The organism is Sphingobium sp. ZW T5_29 (assembly GCF_044987515.1).
GTDB lineage: Bacteria > Pseudomonadota > Alphaproteobacteria > Sphingomonadales > Sphingomonadaceae > Sphingobium.
In genome coordinates this window covers 68568-89505 of the sequence record NZ_JBJDRM010000012.1, presented here as the reverse complement: position 1 = coordinate 89505, position 20938 = coordinate 68568, and the positions used below count along the sequence as shown (strand labels likewise).

The 20938-nt window shown below is 61.4% G+C and carries 15 protein-coding genes and 1 tRNA gene; 5 read left to right on the top strand and 11 right to left on the bottom strand.

Annotated features, from left to right (window positions below):
• Nucleotides 1–15: 15 nt before the first annotated feature.
• Nucleotides 16–417, top strand: coding sequence for an acyl-CoA thioesterase (locus ACI3KQ_RS11840; RefSeq protein WP_404957824.1), 402 nt, complete (start codon nucleotides 16–18; stop codon nucleotides 415–417).
• Nucleotides 418–523: 106 nt separating this feature from the next.
• Here ACI3KQ_RS11840 and ACI3KQ_RS11835 read toward each other — a convergent pair whose 3' ends face one another.
• The 4 genes from ACI3KQ_RS11835 to paoA are packed head-to-tail and all read right to left on the bottom strand — an operon-like array spanning nucleotide 524 to nucleotide 6415.
• Nucleotides 524–2554 (bottom strand): TonB-dependent receptor plug domain-containing protein, encoded by a 2031-nt coding sequence (locus ACI3KQ_RS11835; RefSeq protein WP_404957822.1) that lies wholly within the window; start codon nucleotides 2552–2554, stop codon nucleotides 524–526.
• 56 nt (nucleotides 2555–2610) lie between these two features.
• Nucleotides 2611–4827 (bottom strand): aldehyde oxidoreductase molybdenum-binding subunit PaoC, encoded by a 2217-nt coding sequence (gene paoC / locus ACI3KQ_RS11830; protein WP_404957820.1) that lies wholly within the window; start codon nucleotides 4825–4827, stop codon nucleotides 2611–2613.
• Complete coding sequence (locus tag ACI3KQ_RS11825; protein WP_404957818.1) at nucleotides 4824–5780, bottom strand: FAD binding domain-containing protein; 957 nt, start codon at nucleotides 5778–5780, stop codon at nucleotides 4824–4826. Before ACI3KQ_RS11825 ends, paoC begins: the two co-directional genes overlap by 4 nt.
• Nucleotides 5777–6415 carry an aldehyde dehydrogenase iron-sulfur subunit PaoA gene (gene paoA, locus ACI3KQ_RS11820; RefSeq protein WP_404957816.1) on the bottom strand — a complete coding sequence of 213 codons (639 nt, stop codon included), beginning with the start codon at nucleotides 6413–6415 and terminating at the stop codon, nucleotides 5777–5779. Before paoA ends, ACI3KQ_RS11825 begins: the two co-directional genes overlap by 4 nt.
• A 315-nt stretch (nucleotides 6416–6730) precedes the next feature.
• On the opposite strand from paoA, the gene ACI3KQ_RS11815 reads away from it, so the two are divergent.
• Nucleotides 6731–6805, top strand: a tRNA-Gly gene (locus tag ACI3KQ_RS11815).
• Between the two features lie 525 nt (nucleotides 6806–7330).
• Here ACI3KQ_RS11815 and ACI3KQ_RS11810 read toward each other — a convergent pair.
• The gene (locus ACI3KQ_RS11810; RefSeq protein ID WP_404957814.1) at nucleotides 7331–9655 is read right to left on the bottom strand and encodes a TonB-dependent receptor; all 2325 of its coding nucleotides are present in this window, start codon (nucleotides 9653–9655) and stop codon (nucleotides 7331–7333) included.
• A 201-nt stretch (nucleotides 9656–9856) separates the two neighbouring features.
• Here ACI3KQ_RS11810 and ACI3KQ_RS11805 point away from each other — a divergent pair, with 201 nt between their 5' ends.
• Nucleotides 9857–11758, top strand: a complete 1902-nt coding sequence (locus ACI3KQ_RS11805; RefSeq protein ID WP_404957812.1) for a CocE/NonD family hydrolase — start codon at nucleotides 9857–9859, stop codon at nucleotides 11756–11758.
• 9 nt (nucleotides 11759–11767) lie between these two features.
• On the opposite strand, the gene ACI3KQ_RS11800 is transcribed toward ACI3KQ_RS11805, so the two are convergent.
• A complete protein-coding gene (locus ACI3KQ_RS11800) occupies nucleotides 11768–15253 on the bottom strand; it encodes an ATP-binding protein (protein WP_404957810.1) in 3486 nt (1161 codons plus the stop codon).
• 191 nt (nucleotides 15254–15444) lie between these two features.
• Between ACI3KQ_RS11800 and ACI3KQ_RS11795 the strand changes: the two genes are divergently transcribed.
• Both ACI3KQ_RS11795 and ACI3KQ_RS11790 read left to right on the top strand, forming a co-directional pair.
• A complete protein-coding gene (locus tag ACI3KQ_RS11795) occupies nucleotides 15445–17124 on the top strand; it encodes an AMP-binding protein (RefSeq protein ID WP_404957808.1) in 1680 nt (559 codons plus the stop codon).
• Nucleotides 17125–17441: 317 nt separating this feature from the next.
• Nucleotides 17442–17888, top strand: a complete 447-nt coding sequence (locus tag ACI3KQ_RS11790; protein WP_404957806.1) for a universal stress protein — start codon at nucleotides 17442–17444, stop codon at nucleotides 17886–17888.
• Between the two features lie 10 nt (nucleotides 17889–17898).
• Here ACI3KQ_RS11790 and ACI3KQ_RS11785 read toward each other — a convergent pair whose 3' ends face one another.
• Genes ACI3KQ_RS11785 through ACI3KQ_RS11765 form a run of 5 tightly spaced genes read right to left on the bottom strand, consistent with a single transcriptional unit; the run spans nucleotide 17899 to nucleotide 20937 of the window.
• On the bottom strand, nucleotides 17899–18303 hold the full coding sequence (locus ACI3KQ_RS11785; RefSeq protein ID WP_404957804.1) for a Na+/H+ antiporter subunit G: 405 nt from the start codon (nucleotides 18301–18303) through the stop codon (nucleotides 17899–17901).
• A gap of 9 nt (nucleotides 18304–18312) precedes the next feature.
• Entirely contained in the window at nucleotides 18313–18582 is a 270-nt protein-coding gene (locus tag ACI3KQ_RS11780) for a K+/H+ antiporter subunit F (protein ID WP_404957802.1), read from the bottom strand.
• Nucleotides 18579–19067, bottom strand: coding sequence for a Na+/H+ antiporter subunit E (locus ACI3KQ_RS11775; protein WP_404957800.1), 489 nt, complete (start codon nucleotides 19065–19067; stop codon nucleotides 18579–18581). The genes ACI3KQ_RS11780 and ACI3KQ_RS11775 overlap by 4 nt, the downstream gene beginning before the upstream one ends.
• Complete coding sequence (locus ACI3KQ_RS11770; protein WP_404957798.1) at nucleotides 19064–20578, bottom strand: monovalent cation/H+ antiporter subunit D; 1515 nt, start codon at nucleotides 20576–20578, stop codon at nucleotides 19064–19066. The genes ACI3KQ_RS11775 and ACI3KQ_RS11770 overlap by 4 nt, the downstream gene beginning before the upstream one ends.
• On the bottom strand, nucleotides 20575–20937 hold the full coding sequence (locus tag ACI3KQ_RS11765) for a Na+/H+ antiporter subunit C (RefSeq protein ID WP_404957891.1): 363 nt from the start codon (nucleotides 20935–20937) through the stop codon (nucleotides 20575–20577). The genes ACI3KQ_RS11770 and ACI3KQ_RS11765 overlap by 4 nt, the downstream gene beginning before the upstream one ends.
• Nucleotide 20938: the final 1 nt, after the last annotated feature.

Sequence of the window (20938 nt, the reverse complement as noted above, 5' to 3'; positions counted from 1 at the left end):
GCGAAGGCCCCGCTAATGTCCTCATCCTACACAGCGCAGATCACCGCCGGGCCTGAGCACATCGATATTCTTGGCCATGTGAATAACGCGGTCTGGGTCCAATGGATGGAGCAGGTCGCGACCGAACATTGGACCCGCGACGCGGCCCCGGCGCATCTCGACGCCTATGTCTGGGTCGTCACCCGGCATGAGATCGATTATCGCGGCAATGTGAAGGAGGGGGAGACTGTCACCATCCGCACCTGGATTCCTCACGCGCCACGCGGCGCGCGCTTTGACCGGCACATGGAATTCATGGGCGTCGATGGCAAGGTGAAGGTCGCCGCCAAATCCACCTGGGCGATCATCGACCGGCAATCGGGCCGCATCCTGCGGGTGCCGCCGGATGTTTCCAGCCGCTTCCTCGACCAGAATTGATCTTTAGAGCATCGCGCGGAAAAGCGGGAACCGATTTTCCGCCAAAAGCGATGCGACAACAAAGAATTAGAGCAAGCTGCGTGATTCACATATCGCGCAGCTTGCTCTAACCGGTCACTGTCAGTCCCAGCCACAATGTCCGTGGCGTTCCCAAATCAATCGACCCGCCCGCATTGCGCGTCACCACCGTCTCATCCAGCAGATTTTCGCCCCTGGCGATGATCGTCGCGCCATGGCCGATGGGGAATCGCGCCACTGCGTCCACCGTCAGCGCATTGGGCAGCACATCGGATTGCAGGTCATCTTCATATTGTTTCGACACATAGCGCACCGTGGCCGACAATTCCGGCCCCTGCACAGACCGCCAGGCCAGCGTCGCGCTGGCGGCATGGCGTGGGCTTTGCGCGGGCGACAGGCCGTCAAAATCCTCCCCCGGCGCATGAACCTGGCTGTGGCTATAAGCGTAGGATGCGGACAGGTGGAAAGCGCCAGCATCGGCACTGGCCGTCAGCTCCACGCCCTTGGCCACAATGCGATCGACATTCTGCCGTTCCCGCACGACGATCGCGCGTCCACCCGTCACCGTCGAACTGACCGTCATATTGCCGACCGCATTGTCCAGCCGGTTGTAAAAGGCGGTGGCGGCCAGCCTGACGTTCGGCATCGGGACAAGGTCGATGCCCGCTTCGACGCCCTTCAGCTTCTCATTTTCCAGCGCCGGGTTGGCCCGCGTCGTCACCGTCGACGCGGCTGAAGCGATCACGAAGGGGCGATATAGTTCATTGAGTGTCGGCAAACGGAAGCCGGTATAGCCCGCCCCGCGCAGCGCCACGGCGTCGCTGATGCGGTAGAGCGCACCCGCCCGACCGGAAAATTCCCAGCCGGATCGGTCAGGAAACATATTGTTCGCAGCGCCCAGACCCGCTGCGAGGAAAAATCCGTCCCTTATCGTCCATCGATCCGCGCGGACCCCACCGATCAACACCAGCTTGCCCAACGTCCAGTCATTTTCGGCGAACAGCCCCGCCGTCAACTGCTTCCCCCCGGCATGGCGGTGCGCACTGACAAGGCCGGTCATGGCATTATAGGCGTCCTCGTACATGTCGCCGCTGGCAAAGCGGCTGTCGGCACCGATCCGCAGCATATGGCCGCCACCCACCGGCGGGCGCAGTTCGATCTTGCCGCCTAGGCCCGTCGACGGCGTGTTCCGCTGGTCCAGCGCCTTGCGGAAGGGCGGGCTGGACGAAATGACGATGTTCGAAAAATTGCGTGCCTGAACATAGGCAAGCGCATCCATTTGCCACCGCCCCCGCGATATATAGCGGATGCTGGCGTCCTGCCCCTCGCTTACGCTGTCCGCGCCTCGGAATCGCAGCGTGCGATCGTCACGGAAAATCGTTGCGCGGAACTGCACCTCCGACGTGGACGACAGCGGGGCGACCGCTCGCAAATTGGCGGACCAGCCATCATAGGCGGATGGCACAGTGGCCGCCCCCCGCTGGCCTTGCGGCGTAGTCTGGAACCCATCGCCGCGATCCCAGCGACCCGACAGCGACACCATGCCGCCGCCCAGGTCAGGGTTGAAGCTGGCCGACAATTCGGTGGCGTCGCGGCTGCCATACAGGGCGCTCGCGGAAAAGACGGGAAGCTGGTCACGGGTCGCGCTGGCCAGTTCGATGGTGCCCGCCACCGCCCCCGCGCCGAACGGCCCGACCCCACCGCCCCGTGTCACCCGCACGACCGAAAGCCGATCGGGCACCAGGGCGCTGAACGGGATGTAGCCGAAAAAGGGGTCGGCCATGGGCACGCCGTCCAGCAGCACCAGGGTCCGGCTGGACGCATTGCCGCCCAGCGCGCGCAGGGTCGCGCCCTGTGCGGAAGGATTGGCCGATCGGCTGTCGGACCGGCGGAACTGCTGGAAACCGGCTACATCGCCCAGAATAGTCTCGATCCTGCCCGACGCGCTGTCCAGCAGCCGGTCGCGGTCGATGACCACCGATCCATAAGCTGGCGTGCCGGGCGGCAGTGGCAGCCCTGCCCCCGTAACGATGATCTTCGCCGGATCGCTGTCCGCAAGCTGGGCCAGCGCGCCTGTGGGGAAGGCAAGCAGGGCGATGGGCAGGACTGCAAATTTCATGCAGCCCGCCCTACATCTCCCCCGCATGCCTCGCAATCGCGCCGCTCGCGGTGGAATCAAGCCAGGGCCGATCCCTCCGCCTGCCCGATCAGCTTGTCGATAGTGAGCGGATAGTCCCTCAACCGGATGCCGGTCGCATTATAGATTGCATTCGCAATCGCCGCGCCCGCGCCGCAGATACCCAGTTCGCCGACCCCCTTGGCCTTCATGGGCGAACTTTTGTCGTCCAGTTCCTCCAGGAACAGCACATCCTGTTCGGGAATATCGGCATGCACCGGCACCACATATTCGGCCATGTCATGGTTGACGAAGAATCCGAAGCGCTTGTCGACATGCAATTCCTCCATCAACGCCGCGCCCGCGCCCATCGTCATCGCGCCGATCACCTGGCTGCGTGCCGATTTGGGATTGAGGATGCGCCCGGCGGCAAAGGCTCCGCCCATGCGGCGGATGCGCACTTCCGCCGTGTTGACATCCACCCCCACTTCGCAGAAATGCGCGCCGAACGTCGCTTGGGCATAGCGTTCGGTCAGGTCGCCAAATTCGATTTTATCCTCCGCCCAAAGCCCGTCCGGCCCGGCGACCGCTCCCAAGCCTTGCGACTGATTGCCCAGGCGTAGCAGACCATCTTCGAAAATCACCTGTTCGGCTGGAAAGCCCGCCCGTTCGGCCAGCTTCGTCCGCAGCGCAACGCAGGCGGCATAGACACCTGCGGTCGAACTGTTGCCGCCGAACTGGCCGCCCGAACCCGACGATACCGGAAAGCGGCTGTCCCCCAGCCGGACCGTCACCGCTTCCAGCGGCACGCCCATCATTTCCGCGGCGGTCTGGCCGATGATGGTATAGCTGCCCGTGCCGATGTCGGTCATGTCGGTTTCGACCGTCACCCGCCCCTGCCCGTCCACGCCCACGCGCGCGCCCGATGGGGCGACCAGGTTGTTGCGGAACGCTGCCGCCATGCCCATGCCGACCAGCCATCGTCCGTCGCGTTGCTGGCCCGGTCGGGCATGGCGCTTGTCCCACCCAAAGCGCGCCGCGCCCTGGCGCAGGCATTCGACGAACTTGCGGCTGGAAAAGGGTCGCTGCGGCCCTGCTTCCGGGTCATATTGCACATCGTTACGGATGCGTAACTCTACCGGATCAATATCGCAGCAATTGGCCAATTCATCCATGGCAATTTCCAAAGCCAACATCCCAACCGCCTCCCCCGGCGCACGCATCGCATTGCCTTCCGGCAGATCCAATGTCGCCAAACGATGCGCCGTCCGGCGATGATCGCCCCGATAGAGCAGCCGCGTCTGCTGCGCCGCTGTCTCAGGGCCTCCGCCCGGCAGGTCGCCGGACCAGACCTCATGCGCGATGGCGTCGATCACCCCATCCTTGTCAGCGCCGATCCGAATGCGCTGGATCGTGGCGGGCCGATGCGTGGTATTGTTGGGGATTTGCGGCCGCGCGATGGTAACCTTCACCGGCCTGCCCACGGCCCGCGCTCCCAGCGCCGCCAGCAGCGCATCGGCACGCAGGAACAATTTTCCGCCGAACCCCCCGCCGATATAGGGCGATACAATGCGGATGCGGTCCTTGGGAATCTTCAACGTCTTGGCCATGTCCCCAACCGCCCAAGCAATCATCTGGTTGCTGGTCCACAATGTCAGCCGATCGCCATTCCAGGCCGCCGTGGTGGCGTGCGGTTCCATCATGGCATGGCTTTGATCGGGCGTGGTGTAGCTCTGGTCGATCTGCACCGCCGCGCGCACAAAGGCGGCGTCGAAATCGCCCGCACTCGTGTCGGCAGGGCCGCCAAAACCGTCCTCCGGTTTCGACGCGCTGCCTCGCGCAGCCGCCAGGTCGAACTTTCCATTTTCGGCGTTGTAATCGATCCTGAGAAGGCGGGCGGCGTCACGGGCGTTTTCCAACGTGTCGGCGATCACCAGCGCCACCGCCTGGTCATAATGTTCGACCGCAGGCCCACCCAATAAATGAGCGGTGTTTCGGTTTCCCTTGCCCAGTGGACCAGCATTTTGATGGGTGACAATGCCCAGCACGCCCGGCGCGGCCTCCGCTGCTGTCAAGTCCATGGCGGCGATCCGCCCCTTCGCAATGGCGGAACCCACGATCCAGCCATAGGCGGCGTTGGGCGCGACATCATGGCGTTCATAGGCATAGGGCGCGGTGCCCGTAACCTTCGCGGCGCCTTCAATGCGGTCATGGGCGACACCCACCACCCGGCCGCGATCGATGGGGTTAGCGGTTGCAGGCGTATCGAACTTCATATCCGCGCCTCCTTCTGACGAAAAATGGACGCAAGCGTTCGGACGGTCAGCTTTTGTTTAAACGCGTTCTGATCCGTCGGACGCGCGTTAGCCAGAGCGGCATCGGCCACAGCCTTTGGCCCTGAAGTCACTGCGGCATCGGCCGCATCCACGCGCCATGGCTTGGGAGCGATCCCCCCAAAGGCGAAACGCGCGCTCCCGTCCTTTCCGAATATCGCCGCCACCGCCACCAGTGCGAAGGCATATGAGGCGCGATCGCGCACCTTGCGATAAATATGGGTGCCCGCGATGGGTGGGGGCAGGGTCACCGCCGTAACAAGCTCTCCCGGTGCCAGCCCATGTTCGACATGCGGGGTGTCGCCCGGCAAACGGTGAAAGTCGGCGATGGGAATGGATCTACGCGCGCCGTCACCCGTCACCGTCTCTACATTTGCGTCCAGCAAGCGCATCGCCACCGCCATGTCGGACGGGTGCTGCGCAATGCAGGCGTCGCTCGTGCCGACAATCGCCAGGCCCCGGCTGACGCCCTTCATCGCCGCGCAACCACTGCCAGGCTTCCTTTTGTTACAGGGCATGCGTGTATCGTAAAAATACGGGCAGCGCGTGCGCTGAAGCAGGTTTCCCGCAGTCGTGGCCTTGTTGCGCAACTGCGCCGACGCTCCGGCGAGCAGCGCGCGGCTGAGCACCGCATAGTCGCGCCGCACAACATCATTCGCAGCCAGATCGGTATTGCGGACCAGCGCGCCGATACGCAGTCCGCCTTCCTCCGTCGTCTCAACCTTATCGAGGCCGATATGATTGACATCGATCAGATGGATAGGTGTTTCGATTTGCAGTTTCATCAGGTCCAGCAGATTGGTCCCGCCTGCAATGAAGCGAGCGCCCTGGACGCTGGCGGCGGTTCGGGCCGCTTCCTCGACGCTGGTCGCACGATTGTAGGTGAAGCGTTTCATGCCTCATCCTCCCCCGCGACTTCGCGAATGGCCGCGATGATGTTCGGATAGGCCGCACAACGGCAGATATTGCCGCTCATCCGCTCACGCAGTTCAGCATCGGAAAACGCGACCTGACGCAAATCATGCGTTGCGTGACTGGGAACCCCCGCCGCAATTTCCTCCAGCATTGCAACGGCTGAACAGATCTGCCCTGGGGTGCAATAGCCGCATTGATAGCCGTCATGGGTGATAAAGGCGCGCTGCATCGGATGCAGCCGTTCCGGCGTGCCCAACCCTTCGATCGTGGTCACACTCTCGCCTTCATGCATCACCGCCAGCGTCAGGCAGCTGTTGATTCGCCGCCCCTCGACAATCACTGTACAGGCGCCGCATTGGCCATGGTCACATCCCTTCTTGGTGCCAGTCAGGTGCAGATGCTCACGCAGCGCGTCCAGCAGGGTGGTGCGCGGGTCCAGTTGAAGATGCACTTCCCGACCGTTCACGGTGAATTCGACGGCGTTCATGCCCTCTCCCTTCTTCAATTGCGGCCCCTCTTCACGCTTGCCCTGCGCCTGAGCTATCGCCGGAACGATGACCGCCGTCGCGCCAGTGGCCTGCAGCAACCCACGACGACTCAAATGGTCGGATGACATGTCCGCTTCCTCCTGCGCGCCTGAAACCACTACGCAGCATGATCAAGGATGATCCCGCATGCCCAAATAATACCGTCCCTCCATGGCACCACGCTATGCGGATGCGTGCCGGCCAAGGCTTTACGTCCCCTCGCCATTTAAAGAGTTGGCGCCTTGAGCCAACACCTTACCAAAGTCGCGCTAGAAGGAAGTGCCAATCCCGACATGGGCCCGAAAAATTTCTGGCCCAGCCCAATTCTCCCCTTGCCCGTTCGAGGAACCGCTGCTAGTTGCCCGCCTCACCCGCCGAGAGGGACACATCCTCCGGCCGCCAGAGCGGGCGTAGCTCAGGGGTAGAGCACAACCTTGCCAAGGTTGGGGTCGAGGGTTCGAATCCCTTCGCCCGCTCCAAAATCGCAGAAATCTGCGATTTTCCTAATCTTCGGTTTTCCCGAACACCAAAAATCCCGATGTACGGATCGCATACGGATATCCGGATGTGGGGACGGAATTTTGGAAAAATCGGGTCTTAGCGATTCTGCATCGGACGCAGACGATCACCCTTACCGCAAGGGTCGGCAGAAAGAACATCCTCGAATCAAAGTCTTTTTGGGACGGTTGAATCTACCTCTTCCTCCGAGGAGATTAAAAAAAGCCAATTTGGTTCTGTCGGATCAAAACCCTTGGCATGAAGGGATATGTTTACCGGTCCACCCGCACGGCTGATGAACATATAGCGTATAAATTTGCCGACGATCTCTACCATCAACAGCTTGTGCGGGTGACCATCACGGATAATCTAACTATCGGCCATCGGGTTACGACGCGTTACTCGCAACTCAACAGCCTTGGAAAACAGGCGGATGAGTATTTGAGAAGTGAACTCAGAACATGTTCCAGAACCCACGCAACGCAACGCCGTCTGGCGGAGACGCTTTAGAAGCGCGTCCCCAACGAAAGGCCCCAGGTCCTGCCTGTCATCGGATTTGCAAACTCGACCAAGGATCCTGGACTCTCACCTGAGGTGATGCCGTCATAAGTGGTGTTATTCGTAACGTTTCTTACGAAGCCGGAAAGCTCCAGCTGTGTCCTGCCGCTGATCGGCAATTCATAGCGGATGCCCAGATCCATGCGGGCGACAGGCGGGATTGAGCCGCGCGGGTCGTTCAGTGCGTCGGTCTCATAACGCGAGGTGTAATAAAGCGCCCCATTCAGACCCACTTTCCCGTTTCCGGCATCGAACGAATAGTCGGACACAAGTCCGGCCGTCCATTTTGGCGTGCGGCGCAAGCTGAGCACGGACATATCCGCGTCACCCTGTCCAAGATTGCCCATGAATTCCGAATATTTGGCGTGTAGATAGCCGCCGGTCGCCAGGATCGTCCAGTTCCTGCTGGGGACAATGGTCAGCTCTGTCTCGACGCCGGTATATTTGGCCTTTGCAACATTCAAGGTCCGCGACAGCAGGCGCGAGCCGATGACCTGGAGGACGTTTTCCTGCTTGTCGTTCAGGATATTGTGGAAAGCGGCGACGTTGAGGCGGACGCGATGATCGAAGAACTCGCTCTTGAACCCGACTTCGAACGCATCCATCACTTCGGGCCGATAGGGTAGAACAGCCGTGGCCAGATTGCCCGTCCGTCCGCTGAAACCCCCGGTATTGTAGCCGCGGCTGTAGGTCGCATAGGTCAAGATGTCCGGGCTGAACTTATATTGCACGTTCACCTTGGGCGTGAACTTCTGGAAGCTGACGCCAGCGGCGACGTCCCCGGCTAGCGGGCCGAGAGCATCCATATCCCGCACGGTGCCCGGCACGGCGGTATAGAGAGTATAGTGGGTTCTCTTGCGATCCCAGGTCTGGCGTCCGCCCACAGTCAGTCGAAGCCGGTCGCTCAGGTCGTAATCGGCCTGGAAGAATAGCGCGGTCGACCGGTTATGCTGGTTGGTGACATAGGCATCCACGGAGTTGAGATAGGCAAAACCCGGCGGCAGCCAGTCGGGCAGTCCCGTCGCGATCGGTGGCAATGCCGCCAGATCGACCGACAGGTTGGTCCTCTGGGTATATTCATAATTCATGTAAAAAAAGCCGCCCACGATATTGAAGGGGCCGTCGAGAGATGTTTCCAGCCTCAATTCCTGGGAGAACTGATGCGCCTTCAGCGACGTTTCGTTCCGCGCCAAGGCGAAGCGCGTGGAGTCATAGTCGCCCAGCGTATATTCCTTGAACTCGCGCAGCCCGGTGAGGCTGACCAGGCGCACGTCATCGGTAGCTTGATACGAGATTTCGCCGGTCAGGGCGTTCAGCCGGAGCGAACCGGGGAATGACCGCGACTCCACGACATTCTTGCTTTTCGTGAAGGGCGTGCAGATGGAGGCAGTATAGGGATTAAGACAAGGCGAGTTGGCGCCGGCGAAATAGCCGGGAACCTTGTATGAGATCAGGTTGGGCGTCAGGAGCTGGGAATAGGGTGACAGGTCGCTGTCATTTTCCACCCTGTCGAGTGAAAGATACAGGTTGAGCTTGTCGGACGGCGTGGCGACGAACGCCAGGCCGAATGTGCGCACATCGCGATCTCCGTTCCGTCCGCCCGTGACGATGTTCCTGAACTGGCCGTTATTCTTCCGGACGGTGATAGCGCCCTTGACCGCCAGAATGTCGCTGACGATCGGGGCCATGATGACGCCCTCATAATCATTCTCGCCAAAGCTGCCGATGGTGAAGCGTGCCTTGCCGGTCGCCTCCGCCGATGGATCGGGCCGCGCACGGATGACGTTGATGGTGCCGCCGGTCGTATTCTTGCCATTCAAGACCCCCTGCGGTCCACGCAGCACCTCGATCCGCTCTATGTCATAGGCGTCCATCAGCGAACCGCGCTGGAAGGCAATGGGAATGCCGTCGACCGTGAAACCAATGCTGGATTCAAGGCTGGGGAGAACGTCCTGGATCGATATGCCGCGCAGGCTGAGCTGGGGCACATCCATGGACGCGCCGGACCTGTTGATGGTCAGTCCCGGCACGAGACCGCGCAGGCCGGTTAGGTTGTCCAGGCGTGCACGCTCCAGCGTTTCACTGTTGAACGCGGAAACCGCGACAGGCACCGACTGTAACGGTTCGGCCCGTTTTTGCGCGGTGACAATTATGTCTTGCAGCACGCCGGCATCGGCGGAAGCGCTTTGCGGCTGTTGATCCTGCGCATGTGCAACCACCGGGAGCAGCGTCGCAGCGGACAGCAGCGCCCATGTTCGAATGGACATCATCATTTTCCCCTCCCGTAGATTTTTGTCATATTCTGGTGGCTGCCTGTCGGCGCCCTGTTGGATATTCACCCAGCGCACCACTTGAAAATAGTAGCTTACAGTTAGATAGCGAACTTTAATTTTGTTTGGGACGTTTATCAGGCATAGGTTGGGGAATGAGGGCACCCGGTACGCTTGGCGCTGCGTTCATCTGCGGGAGTGATTGTGCAAACCGACTTTATCAACAAGCAGACAGCTGTCTTCCGTGACCTCAAGATCGCGATGCGCGATGGTGTCGATCTGGCTGCGGACCTTTATCTGCCCACGAAAGCGGGGCAAGTGGAGCGCGATGCCCGTTATCCCGTCATCATGGTCCGAACGCCGTATAACAAGATGTTTGTGCAGGGATCATTCGGCACCCCAGCCTATCTGACCCGCCGGGGTTACGCTGTTCTGGTCCAGGACGTGCGGGGGACGAATGGATCGGGCGGCGTGTTTGATCCGATGATGGACGAGGGATGGGGAGAACGGCAGGACGGCATCGATACCGTACGCTGGATCAAGCGGCAGCCCTGGTGCAACGGCAAAGTCGGAACGACCGGCCAGTCCTATATGGGGGGAACGCAGATGCTGCACCTCCAAACCCAGGGCAACGAGATTGACGCGGCAGTTGTGCAGGTTCCCGCCGTTAACCAGTTCAATGGTGGCTGGGTGTATAATTCGGGCGTGATGAACAGCACCGCCCTGAGCTGGACCATGGCGATGGCGTTCACCGCCGCGCCGCGGCTTGGGGAGCAGGTGACCGCTCAGATAGCCGCGGACGCCCACGCGGCGGGCTTGCCCGCTGGTTTCGCGGCTCCGCAGATGCTGATGGCGTCGCCGGACCTAGCCTTCCAGATCGCGCGCGGCCAGGCATTGCGGAACATGCCCATCAACCGGCACATGCCATTCTGGAACGCCTGGGTCGGCAACCGCGACAATCCGGACTTCTTCGCCAATACCGACATGACGGGGCGTTTCGACAAGGTGACGGCGCCGATCCTGCACTTCACGGGCTGGTACGACCTGTTCAATCGCAATTCGCTCGACGCTTTCGTGAACATTTCTCGCGAAGGAGCCACGGAAGAAGCGCGTAAAGGGCAGCGGCTGATCGTGGGGCCATGGGGCCATGTCGCAGATGCAATGCTGTGCCATTTCCCCGGCGCCCTGGTGGACGACGTTGCGATGATGGGCGCGTGGATGGACCGCCATCTTCTGGGCCGGGCCAAGGATGAGGACGACCATCGCGTCATCCTGTATGTCATGGGCGAGAATCGCTGGCGCGCCGAACAGGATTGGCCTCTACCGGACGCGCGGCCTACGCTGTTCTACTTGCACAGCAACGGTCATGCGAACGGCGCGTCGGGAGACGGGCTATTGTCGCTGACGCCTCCGGACCGAGATGAACCGGCGGACAGTTACGTCAGCGACCCGCACAACCCGGTGCCTTCGCTGGGCGGGCATTCGCTACACGGCGGTCCTGCGGACCAGCGGCCGAACGATTATCGCCCGGACATACTCGTCTATACGACGGCGGTGTTGGAGGAGGATGTGGAGGTGACAGGTCCCATCCGCGCCATCCTCCACGCCCAATCATCCGCCGCCGACAGCGATTGGTTCGTCAAGCTTGTCGATCTTTTTCCCGATGGCCGTTCCTACAACCTGGCGACCGGCATGACACGTGCCCGCTATCGCAGATCGCGGATCGCACCCGAAAGTCTGTTACCGGACGTCGTCGAAAGATATGAGATAGAGCTGCCCGCGACCAGCAATCTGTTCAAGAAGGGGCATCGCATTCGCGTGGTCATTTCCAGCAGCGATTATCCCAATAGCGAGGTCAATCCGCAGGACTTCATCGACCTGTCCGCCGCCGTGCCGGAACATTACCGGGCAGCGCGCCAGACCATCCATCATGATGCGGCGCGGCCTTCCGCGATCGAATTGCCGCTGGTTCCTGCGGATCGGGCGCGGCACTGGATTGACACGCCTTTTCCTTCAGGCAGCAGCGGCCGCTTTTATACCCGCCCCGTTCCGGTGGAGGAAGCGCCGCCCGTGGAGATGCCGCTGGATCAACTGCCCCAGGGTTGAAACCGGACTTCATCCTGGCATGGCTGCCTGCCGCTTTTCATGTCGCGTCAAGTCGGTCCTGCCGGGTGAATCGGTGGCGGCTGGTAAATCCTCCAGAGCGTCTTGGGCCCGGCGCTCCAGCATAACGGCCTGTTGCCTGCGAGCGGTGGCCAGTGCCTGCTCCAGGCAGTGCCGCCCCTCGCTGCTGTCTGGCGACCGGCGCGCGTGCAATAGCCCCAGCAGCCGCCAATATTCCGCTTCCCATATCCGCTCATCATGTTCGGCCATGAATGTCGCTGCCAGCCTCGCATGATGCAGCCCCTCTTCAAAGCGGCCCAGTTCATAGCAGATGTCGGTGGCCAGAAGATGGAGGCAGGAGGCGAGATATAGTTCGGAAAACGCCTTCGTATGTTCCAGCAGCTGGTCCAGATGGGAAGGGTCGCGCGTGGAATGAAACGAGGCCCACGCCACGCACGCACGCCCAAACGGCTGCCAGAACCGGCAAATCTGTTCAGAGCATAGTGCCTGAAGCCGATCGTTATAGGAGTGGATCCGTTCATGATCCCTCTCGCAAACGGCGTGGAAGAGCAGCCATACGAGCACCAGCGACAGGGTTGCCGGATGGCCAAGGGCTTTGGCTGCCTCAAGCGCGCGATCGGCTTCTCTTCTGCCTTCCTCGGCGTTGCCTAAGTGCCAATGGACCCAGGACAGATAGGCGATGGACGCCGCGCCGGGGTCATAGCCGAAACTCCGCCCATGCCGCGCGGGATCATAGACCGCGGCCACACACTGAAAATGCAGTTGGGCAGCGGTAAAGTCCCCCCGGAACGCGGCGCCCGCACCCAGCAGGCGATATCCTTCCGCTTCCAGCCGGGCGTCCTTTCCAAGCCTATGGATGAACTGATCGAACTCGCCCGCCAACAGGTCGGCATGTTTCCACTGCCCCCGGCCAGCCGCGACAGTCCAAAGGCCATGAAGGCTGGCCGCGAGGGCATTTGGCCGGTTGACTTCCTCCGCCAGCAAGCGGGCGCGTTCATATATCTCTTTCAATCCTGCGGCATAATAGCCCTCAGCATCGCGGATGGTTGTCCCCAGCTCCAGCAAAGTGTCGAGTTCCCGCTCGCTCCTTTCGATGCTCGCCGGAACGGAAGCCAGCGCGTCGAGGGCGGCGCGAAAATCCCTGCTTGCTTCGACAAGGGAATATCTTCGCGCCGCCTTCCGGCCAGCGTCCAGCCAGAAGGGGACGGCTTCTTTCAGGCGGCCCGCCTCGCGCATATGTCCGGCGATGATTTCCGGGTGATCGGCCGCGATGTCGGGGAAACAGTCGACCAGGATGTCGGCAGTCCGGTAATGTAGATCCTTGCGATCCGTGTTCAGCATCGACGCGTAAGCGGCATCGCGGAGCAACGCGTGCCGGAAGGAGTATCGCCCTTCGCCGTTGGACCTGCTGCGGGTCAGGATGCCCGCGGCGAGCAACTGGTCGATTGCAGCGGCTAGCCGGTGCCGGTCGTCCCCGGTCAGAACCTTCAGTATCTCGCCAGGGAAATCCCGGCCGATCACGGCGGCCACCTGTGCGACGCGCCGCGCAAAACCCATGCAGTCAAGCTGGGACGCCAGCAGATCGTTGAGACTGTCGGGAACGGCGGCTGGACCGGCGTCCCGCAGATCCTGGGCGAGCAATAGCTTCGTGAGTTCCTCAAGATAGAGTGGCACGCCGTCCGCCTTGTCGATAATCGCTTCCCGCGCCGGGCCGGGCAGTGCAGCGTCGCCGACTATGGAGTCGATCATCCGGCTGCAATCCTGTCGCGCGAGCCGCGCGAGGCGAAGAACCGCGATTCCCTGAACCGGGCCGAGCCGCGACGCGCAGCCGGGCCTTCCCGTCATGACGAGGTAAAGGCGCAGATCCTGGCAAGCCGACGCAGCATATCCTATCAGTTCCAAGGTGGTGGGGTCCGCCCAGTGAATGTCCTCGATCAACAGGATGACCGGCCGCCGATCGCACAGGACGGACAGTATCTCGATCAGAAGCTGGAGTGTTTTTTCCTTCTTCTCGCTGGCTGACGGGAAACTTCTTTCCATGTCTTCCTGCAAATCTGCGGGCGCCAGTAGTGTTTGCAGAAGGATCTGGTTGTCAGACATGTTCAAGCCGAACTGTGTGAGGAACCGTCCTATCGCAGCGCTCGCCGGATGTTTTCCAACGACATGCCGCCGCAGGAACTGAATCAAGGGATAGAGAGCGCTGTTGCTGTGATGCGCGGAGCATTGCAGGCGGATCCGCACTCCTTTTGGCCGCAACCGTTCAATCATGGCCTCCGACAGGCGGGATTTTCCAATCCCCGCGTCGCCTTCGACAAGGATGGACTGGCCCTCCCCGGCGGCGGCCGTATGCCAGCGGCTGCACAGCAGCTCCAGCTCCGCGCCCCTGCCGATGAGATTGGCGGGCGATGCGTCGTGCCGGGCCAGAAAACGCGTCGTCGATCGGGCCGCCAGCAGGCGCCAGAGAGGGATTTGCTGTCCCTCGTCCGTGCTGATCGCTCCGGCGGGAATGGTTTCGAACGCCGTACGCGCGAGACTGCGCGTTTCTTCCGAGATCAGAATGGCGTTGACAGGTGTCTGGTCCAGCATCTTGGACGCGACGATGGGGGTCTCGCCCAGAATCAGCGGCTGCTCCAGACAGGGCCGTGAAAGGACCTTGCCCGTAGCGATGCCTATCCGGACGTTGCAATTCTCACGATGTTCGCTGCGGACATGGGCCATCATTTCGAGCGCCGCCGTCATTGCCCGTCCGGGGGCGTCTTCGAGCGCGCCCGGCCAGCCGAAATAGACGGTCAGCCGCGCCGCCGCACTATTTTCGATAGTCCCGCCCAGCCGTTCCATGATGGACGAAAAATCTGTGCGAAAACGGTCATATTCGGCAAGGAACGCCGCCGTCAGATTGGACGCGCGCCCTGACCAGAAGGAGCAGGACAAGACCGTCAACCAGCTCACCTCCACACCGGGGAGCAAATCTTGTTCGGCGGTCTTCGCCGGTGCGGTATCGTCGGGCAGGGAGACAGCCGGTTGTGTCGATCTCCACTCAAAGGCCGGGACGTAACCTCCCTTGGGAATGCTGAGCAGGACGGTATCGGAATGTCCGTGATCAACCTGGTAATTTCTGAGCAGGCGGCGAAGGCGTCCCGCCTCTACCCGGACGGTCGCGCTGCTGCCGGGGTCAAAATCTTCCGGCTTGTCGAAGACGAACAGCGCAACACTATATTCTTTCAGGAGCGCGCCGCGTCCGGCGAACGTCTCTTCGCAAAGATAGCGCAGAAATCGCTGCATGCGGGGGCTGCGTTCAAACACAGGGCTTTGCAGGATTTTTTCAAGATGCGCCCGCATATCCGCCTCGCCGAGAGGGGGCGCGATCCGCGTATTCATCGAAGATCCGTCCGTCTTCAACCGTCCCTCTCCATCGCGCGTCCGGTAACGGCGCTGGCGCTGTTCCAGAATATTGGCGAACATTAGTCGCAAAATCACGGGAAGGCGAGCCTGCCGACAGGTCCGGCTGCCTAACGGTAGCATACTTGCTGGGGCGATGCCCCGCTGCCCATTGAACAGCGCGCGGCAACATAGTTGCGCGTCCCGCTGCCTGGGCATCGGCATTCGTTTTTCTGGGGAGTGGAATGGTGATCCGGCATGGCAAAGCAGGTTTGATGGAGCAGCAAAAAGTGAACGCTCCGAGCCATGTCCGAGGCACGACGGATATCCCGCTGCTGGAGCAGACAATAGGACAGACGCTGGCAGACGCCGCCAAACGATGGGGAAAGCGCGATGCCGTGATATCGGTCCAGCAGGATATCCGTTGGACCTATGCCGAACTCCTAGAAAGAGCGGATGCGCTGGCGGGCGGCCTGCTGGGACTTGGCTTGCAGCCTGGGGATCGCATCGGCATTTGGTCGCCAAATTGTGCGGAATGGGTGCTGACACAATTTGCTGCGGCTCGGGCCGGTCTGGTTCTGGTGACAATCAACCCAGCCTACCGGCTGTCGGAAGTCGAATATACGATCAACAATGTCGGGCTGCGCGCGCTGATTGCCGCCGAACGGTTCAAGACCAGCGCTTATGCCGAGATGATCGAGGCGCTCGCCCCGGAATTGGCCCATTGCGCTCCCGGGCAATTGAAATCGGAACGTCTGCCAGCCTTGCAGGCCGCTATCCTGATCGCAGAGGATCCGCGCCAAGGTTGGCTGCGCTTTGGCGACATCGTGTCCTCTTCCGCGCCCGCCGCTGATCGCCTGCGTGCGGCCGAAGCGCAGATACGGCCGGATGACGCGGCGAATATACAGTTCACCAGTGGCACCACCGGATTGCCAAAGGGAGCGACCCTCAACCACCGGTCCATTCTTAATAATGGCTATTTTGTGGGCAAGGCGATGGACCTTGGCCCGAACGACCGCATTTGCATACCCGTGCCGCTCTACCATTGTTTCGGGATGGTCATGGGCAACCTTGCCGCCATCACGCACGGGTCGGCGATGATCTATCCGTCCAGCGCGTTCGATCCTCTGGCAGTGCTGCGGACGATCGAGCAGGAACGATGTACCGCGTTATATGGCGTTCCCACGATGTTCATCGCCGTGCTGGCGAGGCCCGAAATGGATGGGACCGACACATCCTCCTTGCGTACGGGCTGCATGGCGGGGGCGCTTTGTCCCAAGCCGTTGATGGAGGATGTCGTCCATCGGCTGAACATGCCGCAGGTGACGATCGCCTATGGCATGACCGAAACCAGTCCTGTCAGTTTCCAGACTGTGCCGGGCGATACGATCGACCGGAGGACGGCCAGCATTGGTCAGGTCCAGCCGCACCTTGAATGCAAGATCATCGATGAAAATGGCGCGATCGTGCCGCGCGGGACGGCAGGTGAGCTGTGCACGCGGGGCTATTCGGTGATGATGGGCTATTGGAACGATCCCGTCCAAACGGGATCGGCCATCGATGCGGACGGATGGATGCACAGCGGCGATCTGGCTGTCTTGGACGAAGATGGCTACGGGAGCATCGTCGGCCGAATAAAGGACATGATCATTCGCGGCGGGGAAAATATCTATCCACGCGAAATAGAAGATTACCTACGCCGACATCCCGCAGTCGAAGATGTCGCCGTCGTCGGTGTGCCGGACGAGCATATGGGAGAGGAGGTCTGCGCCTGGATACGGCCCCGGAACGGAGAGGCGCTGGACGAACAGGGCATCAAGGCATTCTGCCAGAACAAGATAGCCCACTATAAGATTCCCCGCTTCGTCCGGATCGTGGATGCATTTCCCACCACGGTGACGGGAAAGGTCCAGAAATTCATGATCCGGCAGGCGATGGTGGAGGAGTCAGGCGTGTCTCCCGTCAGCTGAACTGCCGATCTCATCGTCCTTCGATGGGAAATTGGCGGAGACTTTCGAGTTTATTATCGCAGATCAAGACGCAGAAATGACATATTTTTCCATAGCTTATTTGCATAATGGCGTAGCGTGGCGAACCTAGAAAAAGGCGACCGGTCAATCATTTGCCCGAAAATCGCAGACCCTGACGCTAGCTGCATGAAATGCCTTATGCATTCCCGAGCTGTTACCCCCCGGAAGCAGCGATGATGCACCTCAAACCTCATCTGGACTAAACGCTGTTGCGCCTACATGCTACATATTGGCGGTAGTGGTAGTGGGAGAGAGGCATGTACAAGCATATCCTGATTGCAACTGACGGATCCGAACTGGGGCAGCGGGGGATGGAGCATGGGCTTTCGCTTGCGCGGGATTTGAACGCGCGCGCCACCATTCTGACCGTAACCGAACCTTTCCCCATCTATTCCGGCGCCAATTTCGGGTTTGCGCCCAGCGGGACAACGATCTCCGACTTTGGAGCTGGTCAGCAAGAAACCGCGAAGGCCGTACTGGCCGCCGCAAGCCAAGCCGCTCATGACGCTGGCATCCAGGCGGAAACTGTGCACGTGGCCGAGGCACAGCCTGCGGAGGCTATTGTCGAAACAGCCAATTCACGCGGGTGCGACCTGATCGTAATGGGATCGCACGGGCGTCGCGGGATCGGTCGTATTGTTATTGGCAGCAAGACCTGGGAAGTCGTGGCGCACGGCCATGTCCCGGTACTGGTGGTCCGATAGAGCCTGTCGCTCAGTCCTGCACCCGGTCATCAGAGGGCGGAGCGCCGAAGGTGGCCCAGTCCGCGCCCGCATGCGGAGGTTGCGGCTTTGGATCGTCGCGCACGTCCGCCCTGCCACCCGCCACATGACAGCCGTGGATATAGGCCTTGGCAATCATGTTGGCCGCTATCGGTGCCGTGATGAACAGGAACAAGGTGATCAGAAGTTCGTGGGCGGACCATGAAAGTTCGTGGGTTGGGAAGTAAATCATAGAAGCAATCAAACAACTGCCGACGCCTAGCGTCGTGGCCTTGGTCGGGCCGTGCAACCGGGTCATCAGTGATGGCAGGCGCGCCAGGCCCCAGCTGCCGATCAGTGCGAAAGTGCCGCCCAATATGATTAGAATGGCGATGATGAGTTCAAGAATTACAGCCATTGCCCCACCCTATTCCACGATGTCGCCGCGCAGCAGGAACTTGGCATAGGCGACCGTTCCTACAAATCCGACCATTGCCAGCAGCAGCGCTGCTTCGAAATAGACGGTGGTTTCTTCCATGATGCCGAACAGGATGATGAGGGCGATGGCGTTGATTACCATCGTGTCCAGCGCAAGGATGCGATCGGACGCGGTCGGCCCGCGCAACAGCCGATAGAGGTTCAGCAGCACGGCTAGAGCGATGCAGGCGAAGGCGATCGTGAGCGCCAGGTCGATCATCGGAAAATCTCCAGCAGTCGCCGTTCATAGCGGGACTTGATCCGTGCGACCTCGGCCCCGGCATCGCCAGTGTCGAGCGCGTGGACGAGAAGATGGCGACCATCGGTCGATATGTCGGTCGACACTGTGCCGGGCGTCAGGCTGATCGTGCCAGCCAGCACGGTGATCGCTTCAGCCGATTGCAGGTCCAGCGGGATGGTCAACCAGCAGGGCCGCAGGTCGCGGTTGCGGCGGAAGAGAATGAGCCGGGCCACCTGGAAATTGGCGACGATGATGTCGCCGATGACCAGCAGCAGATAGGCGATCAGCGGCCAGCCATAGCGCACCGACGGGCGCTCTGGCCAGAAAGGCGCGGTAAATAGCGGCACCAGCGTGCCAAATATGACGCCCAGCAGAAAGCCGCCGACGCTCAGTTCATTGAGCACCAGCATCCACATGACGATCAGCAGCCACGTCAGTCCGGGATGGGGAAACAGGCGCTTCATCGACCCGCTCCTCCCGCATCGGGGCCGAGAACGGAGGCGATATAGCCCTGCGCATCAAGGACCTGGGCGCTGGTCGCCTGCATATAGGCGGTGATGGGACCAGCAGCGGCGGTCAGCGCGGCCAGCAGGACAGCCAAGAAGACGGCAGGGACCGCTTCGCCCGCACGGGCCAGTGGACGGTCGCTGATGGTCGGCGGGGCCGAGGCGTCTTTCCAGAACAGGTCGCTGCCAGCACGCGACAGGCCGATCAATCCGATCAGGCTGGTCCCCAGGACCATTGCCCAGATCACGCCCATATAGGGTGAGGAGGCAGCCGCTTGCAGGATCAACAGCTTGCCGATGAAGCCGGAAAGTGGGGGTAGCCCCACCAGCGCGACGGCGGCGGCCAGGAACTGGAAGCCCAGCCAGCCCCGCCCCTGATAGCGGGGCGTGGGCACGATGCCTTCATGCTCCCCCCCGCGCCAGCGGATGATCAGGTCCACGGTCAGGAACAGCAAGGCCGCCGACAGGGTTGTATGCGGAAGATAATAGAGCGCCGCAGCCAGCGCAGGCCCGTCGAACAGGGCAATCGCGGTCAGCAATGTTGCGGTCGAACCGATAAGGCCGAACGCAGCCATGTCGCCCAAACCGCGCGCGGCGAGCAGGCCGATAAATCCAAGCAGCATCGTGCCGAGCGCGGCAGGCAGCAGGAACGCCCCTGCCCCCGCATCGCCCAGGATCAGGGGCATGGTGCGAATGATCGCGTATGCGCCCACCTTGGTCATGATAGCAAACAGCGCGGCGACGGCTGGCGCGGTCGCCGAGTAAGTGCGCGGCAGCCACAGGTGAACCGGCACCAGCGCCGCCTTGAGCGCGAAGACCAGGGTCAGCAGCAAGCCGCCGGCGCGCAACAGTCCACGGTCGCCCGCGGGGAGCGCGGCGGCGCGTACCGCCATGTCGGCCATGTTGAGCGTCCCGGTAACACCGTAAAGCAGGCCAAGCGCGATCAGGAACAGGATCGACCCGATCAGGTTGACGACCACATATTGGACCCCGGCGCTAAGCCTTCGCGCGCCCTGCCCGTGCAGCATCAGGCCGTAGGACGCGATCAGCAGCACTTCGAAGAAGACGAAGAGGTTGAAAAGGTCGCCGGTCAGGAAGGCGCCATTGATCCCCAGCAATTGAAACTGGAATAGGGGATGGAAATGCCAGCCTTTGCGATCGACCCCGGTCAGCGTGGCATGAACCGCGACGGCAAGCCCCAGCAAAGCCGTCAGCAGCAGCATCAGCGCCGAAAGCCGGTCCAGCACCAGCACGATGCCAAATGGCGCAGGCCAGTCCCCCAATGCGTAGGCGATGGCTTCACCCGATGCCGCCCGCGACATCAACATGATCGCGACCCCGATCAGCCCCATGACGGATGCAATGGACACGATCGCGCCAGCCCAGCGATAGCGCAGCCAGAATAGCAGGCTGGCGGTGGCGGCAAAGGCAGGCAGCAGCAATGGGGCTGCGATCAGCGCATCCATCATGGCCGCGCCTCCGGGTCGGGCCGGGGCGGATCAGCCTCCATCACGCCGTCGACCTGATCGGTCCCCGTTTCCAGGAAATTGCGCAGCGCCAGCACCACGGCGAGGGCGGTCATGCCAAAGGATATGACGATGGCGGTCAGCACCAGCGCCTGTGGCAGCGGATCGGTATATTCCGTCAGCCCCTTTTCGTAGAGCGGCGGACGGTTCAGAACCAGGCGACCGATGGCGAACAGAAACAGGTTGATCGCGTAGGACAGCATGGCGAGGCCCAGCACCACCGGAAAAGTGCGACCGCGCAGGCAGAGATAGATGCCCGCCATGGTCAACACGCCGATTGCCGACGCAACCAGGAATTCGATG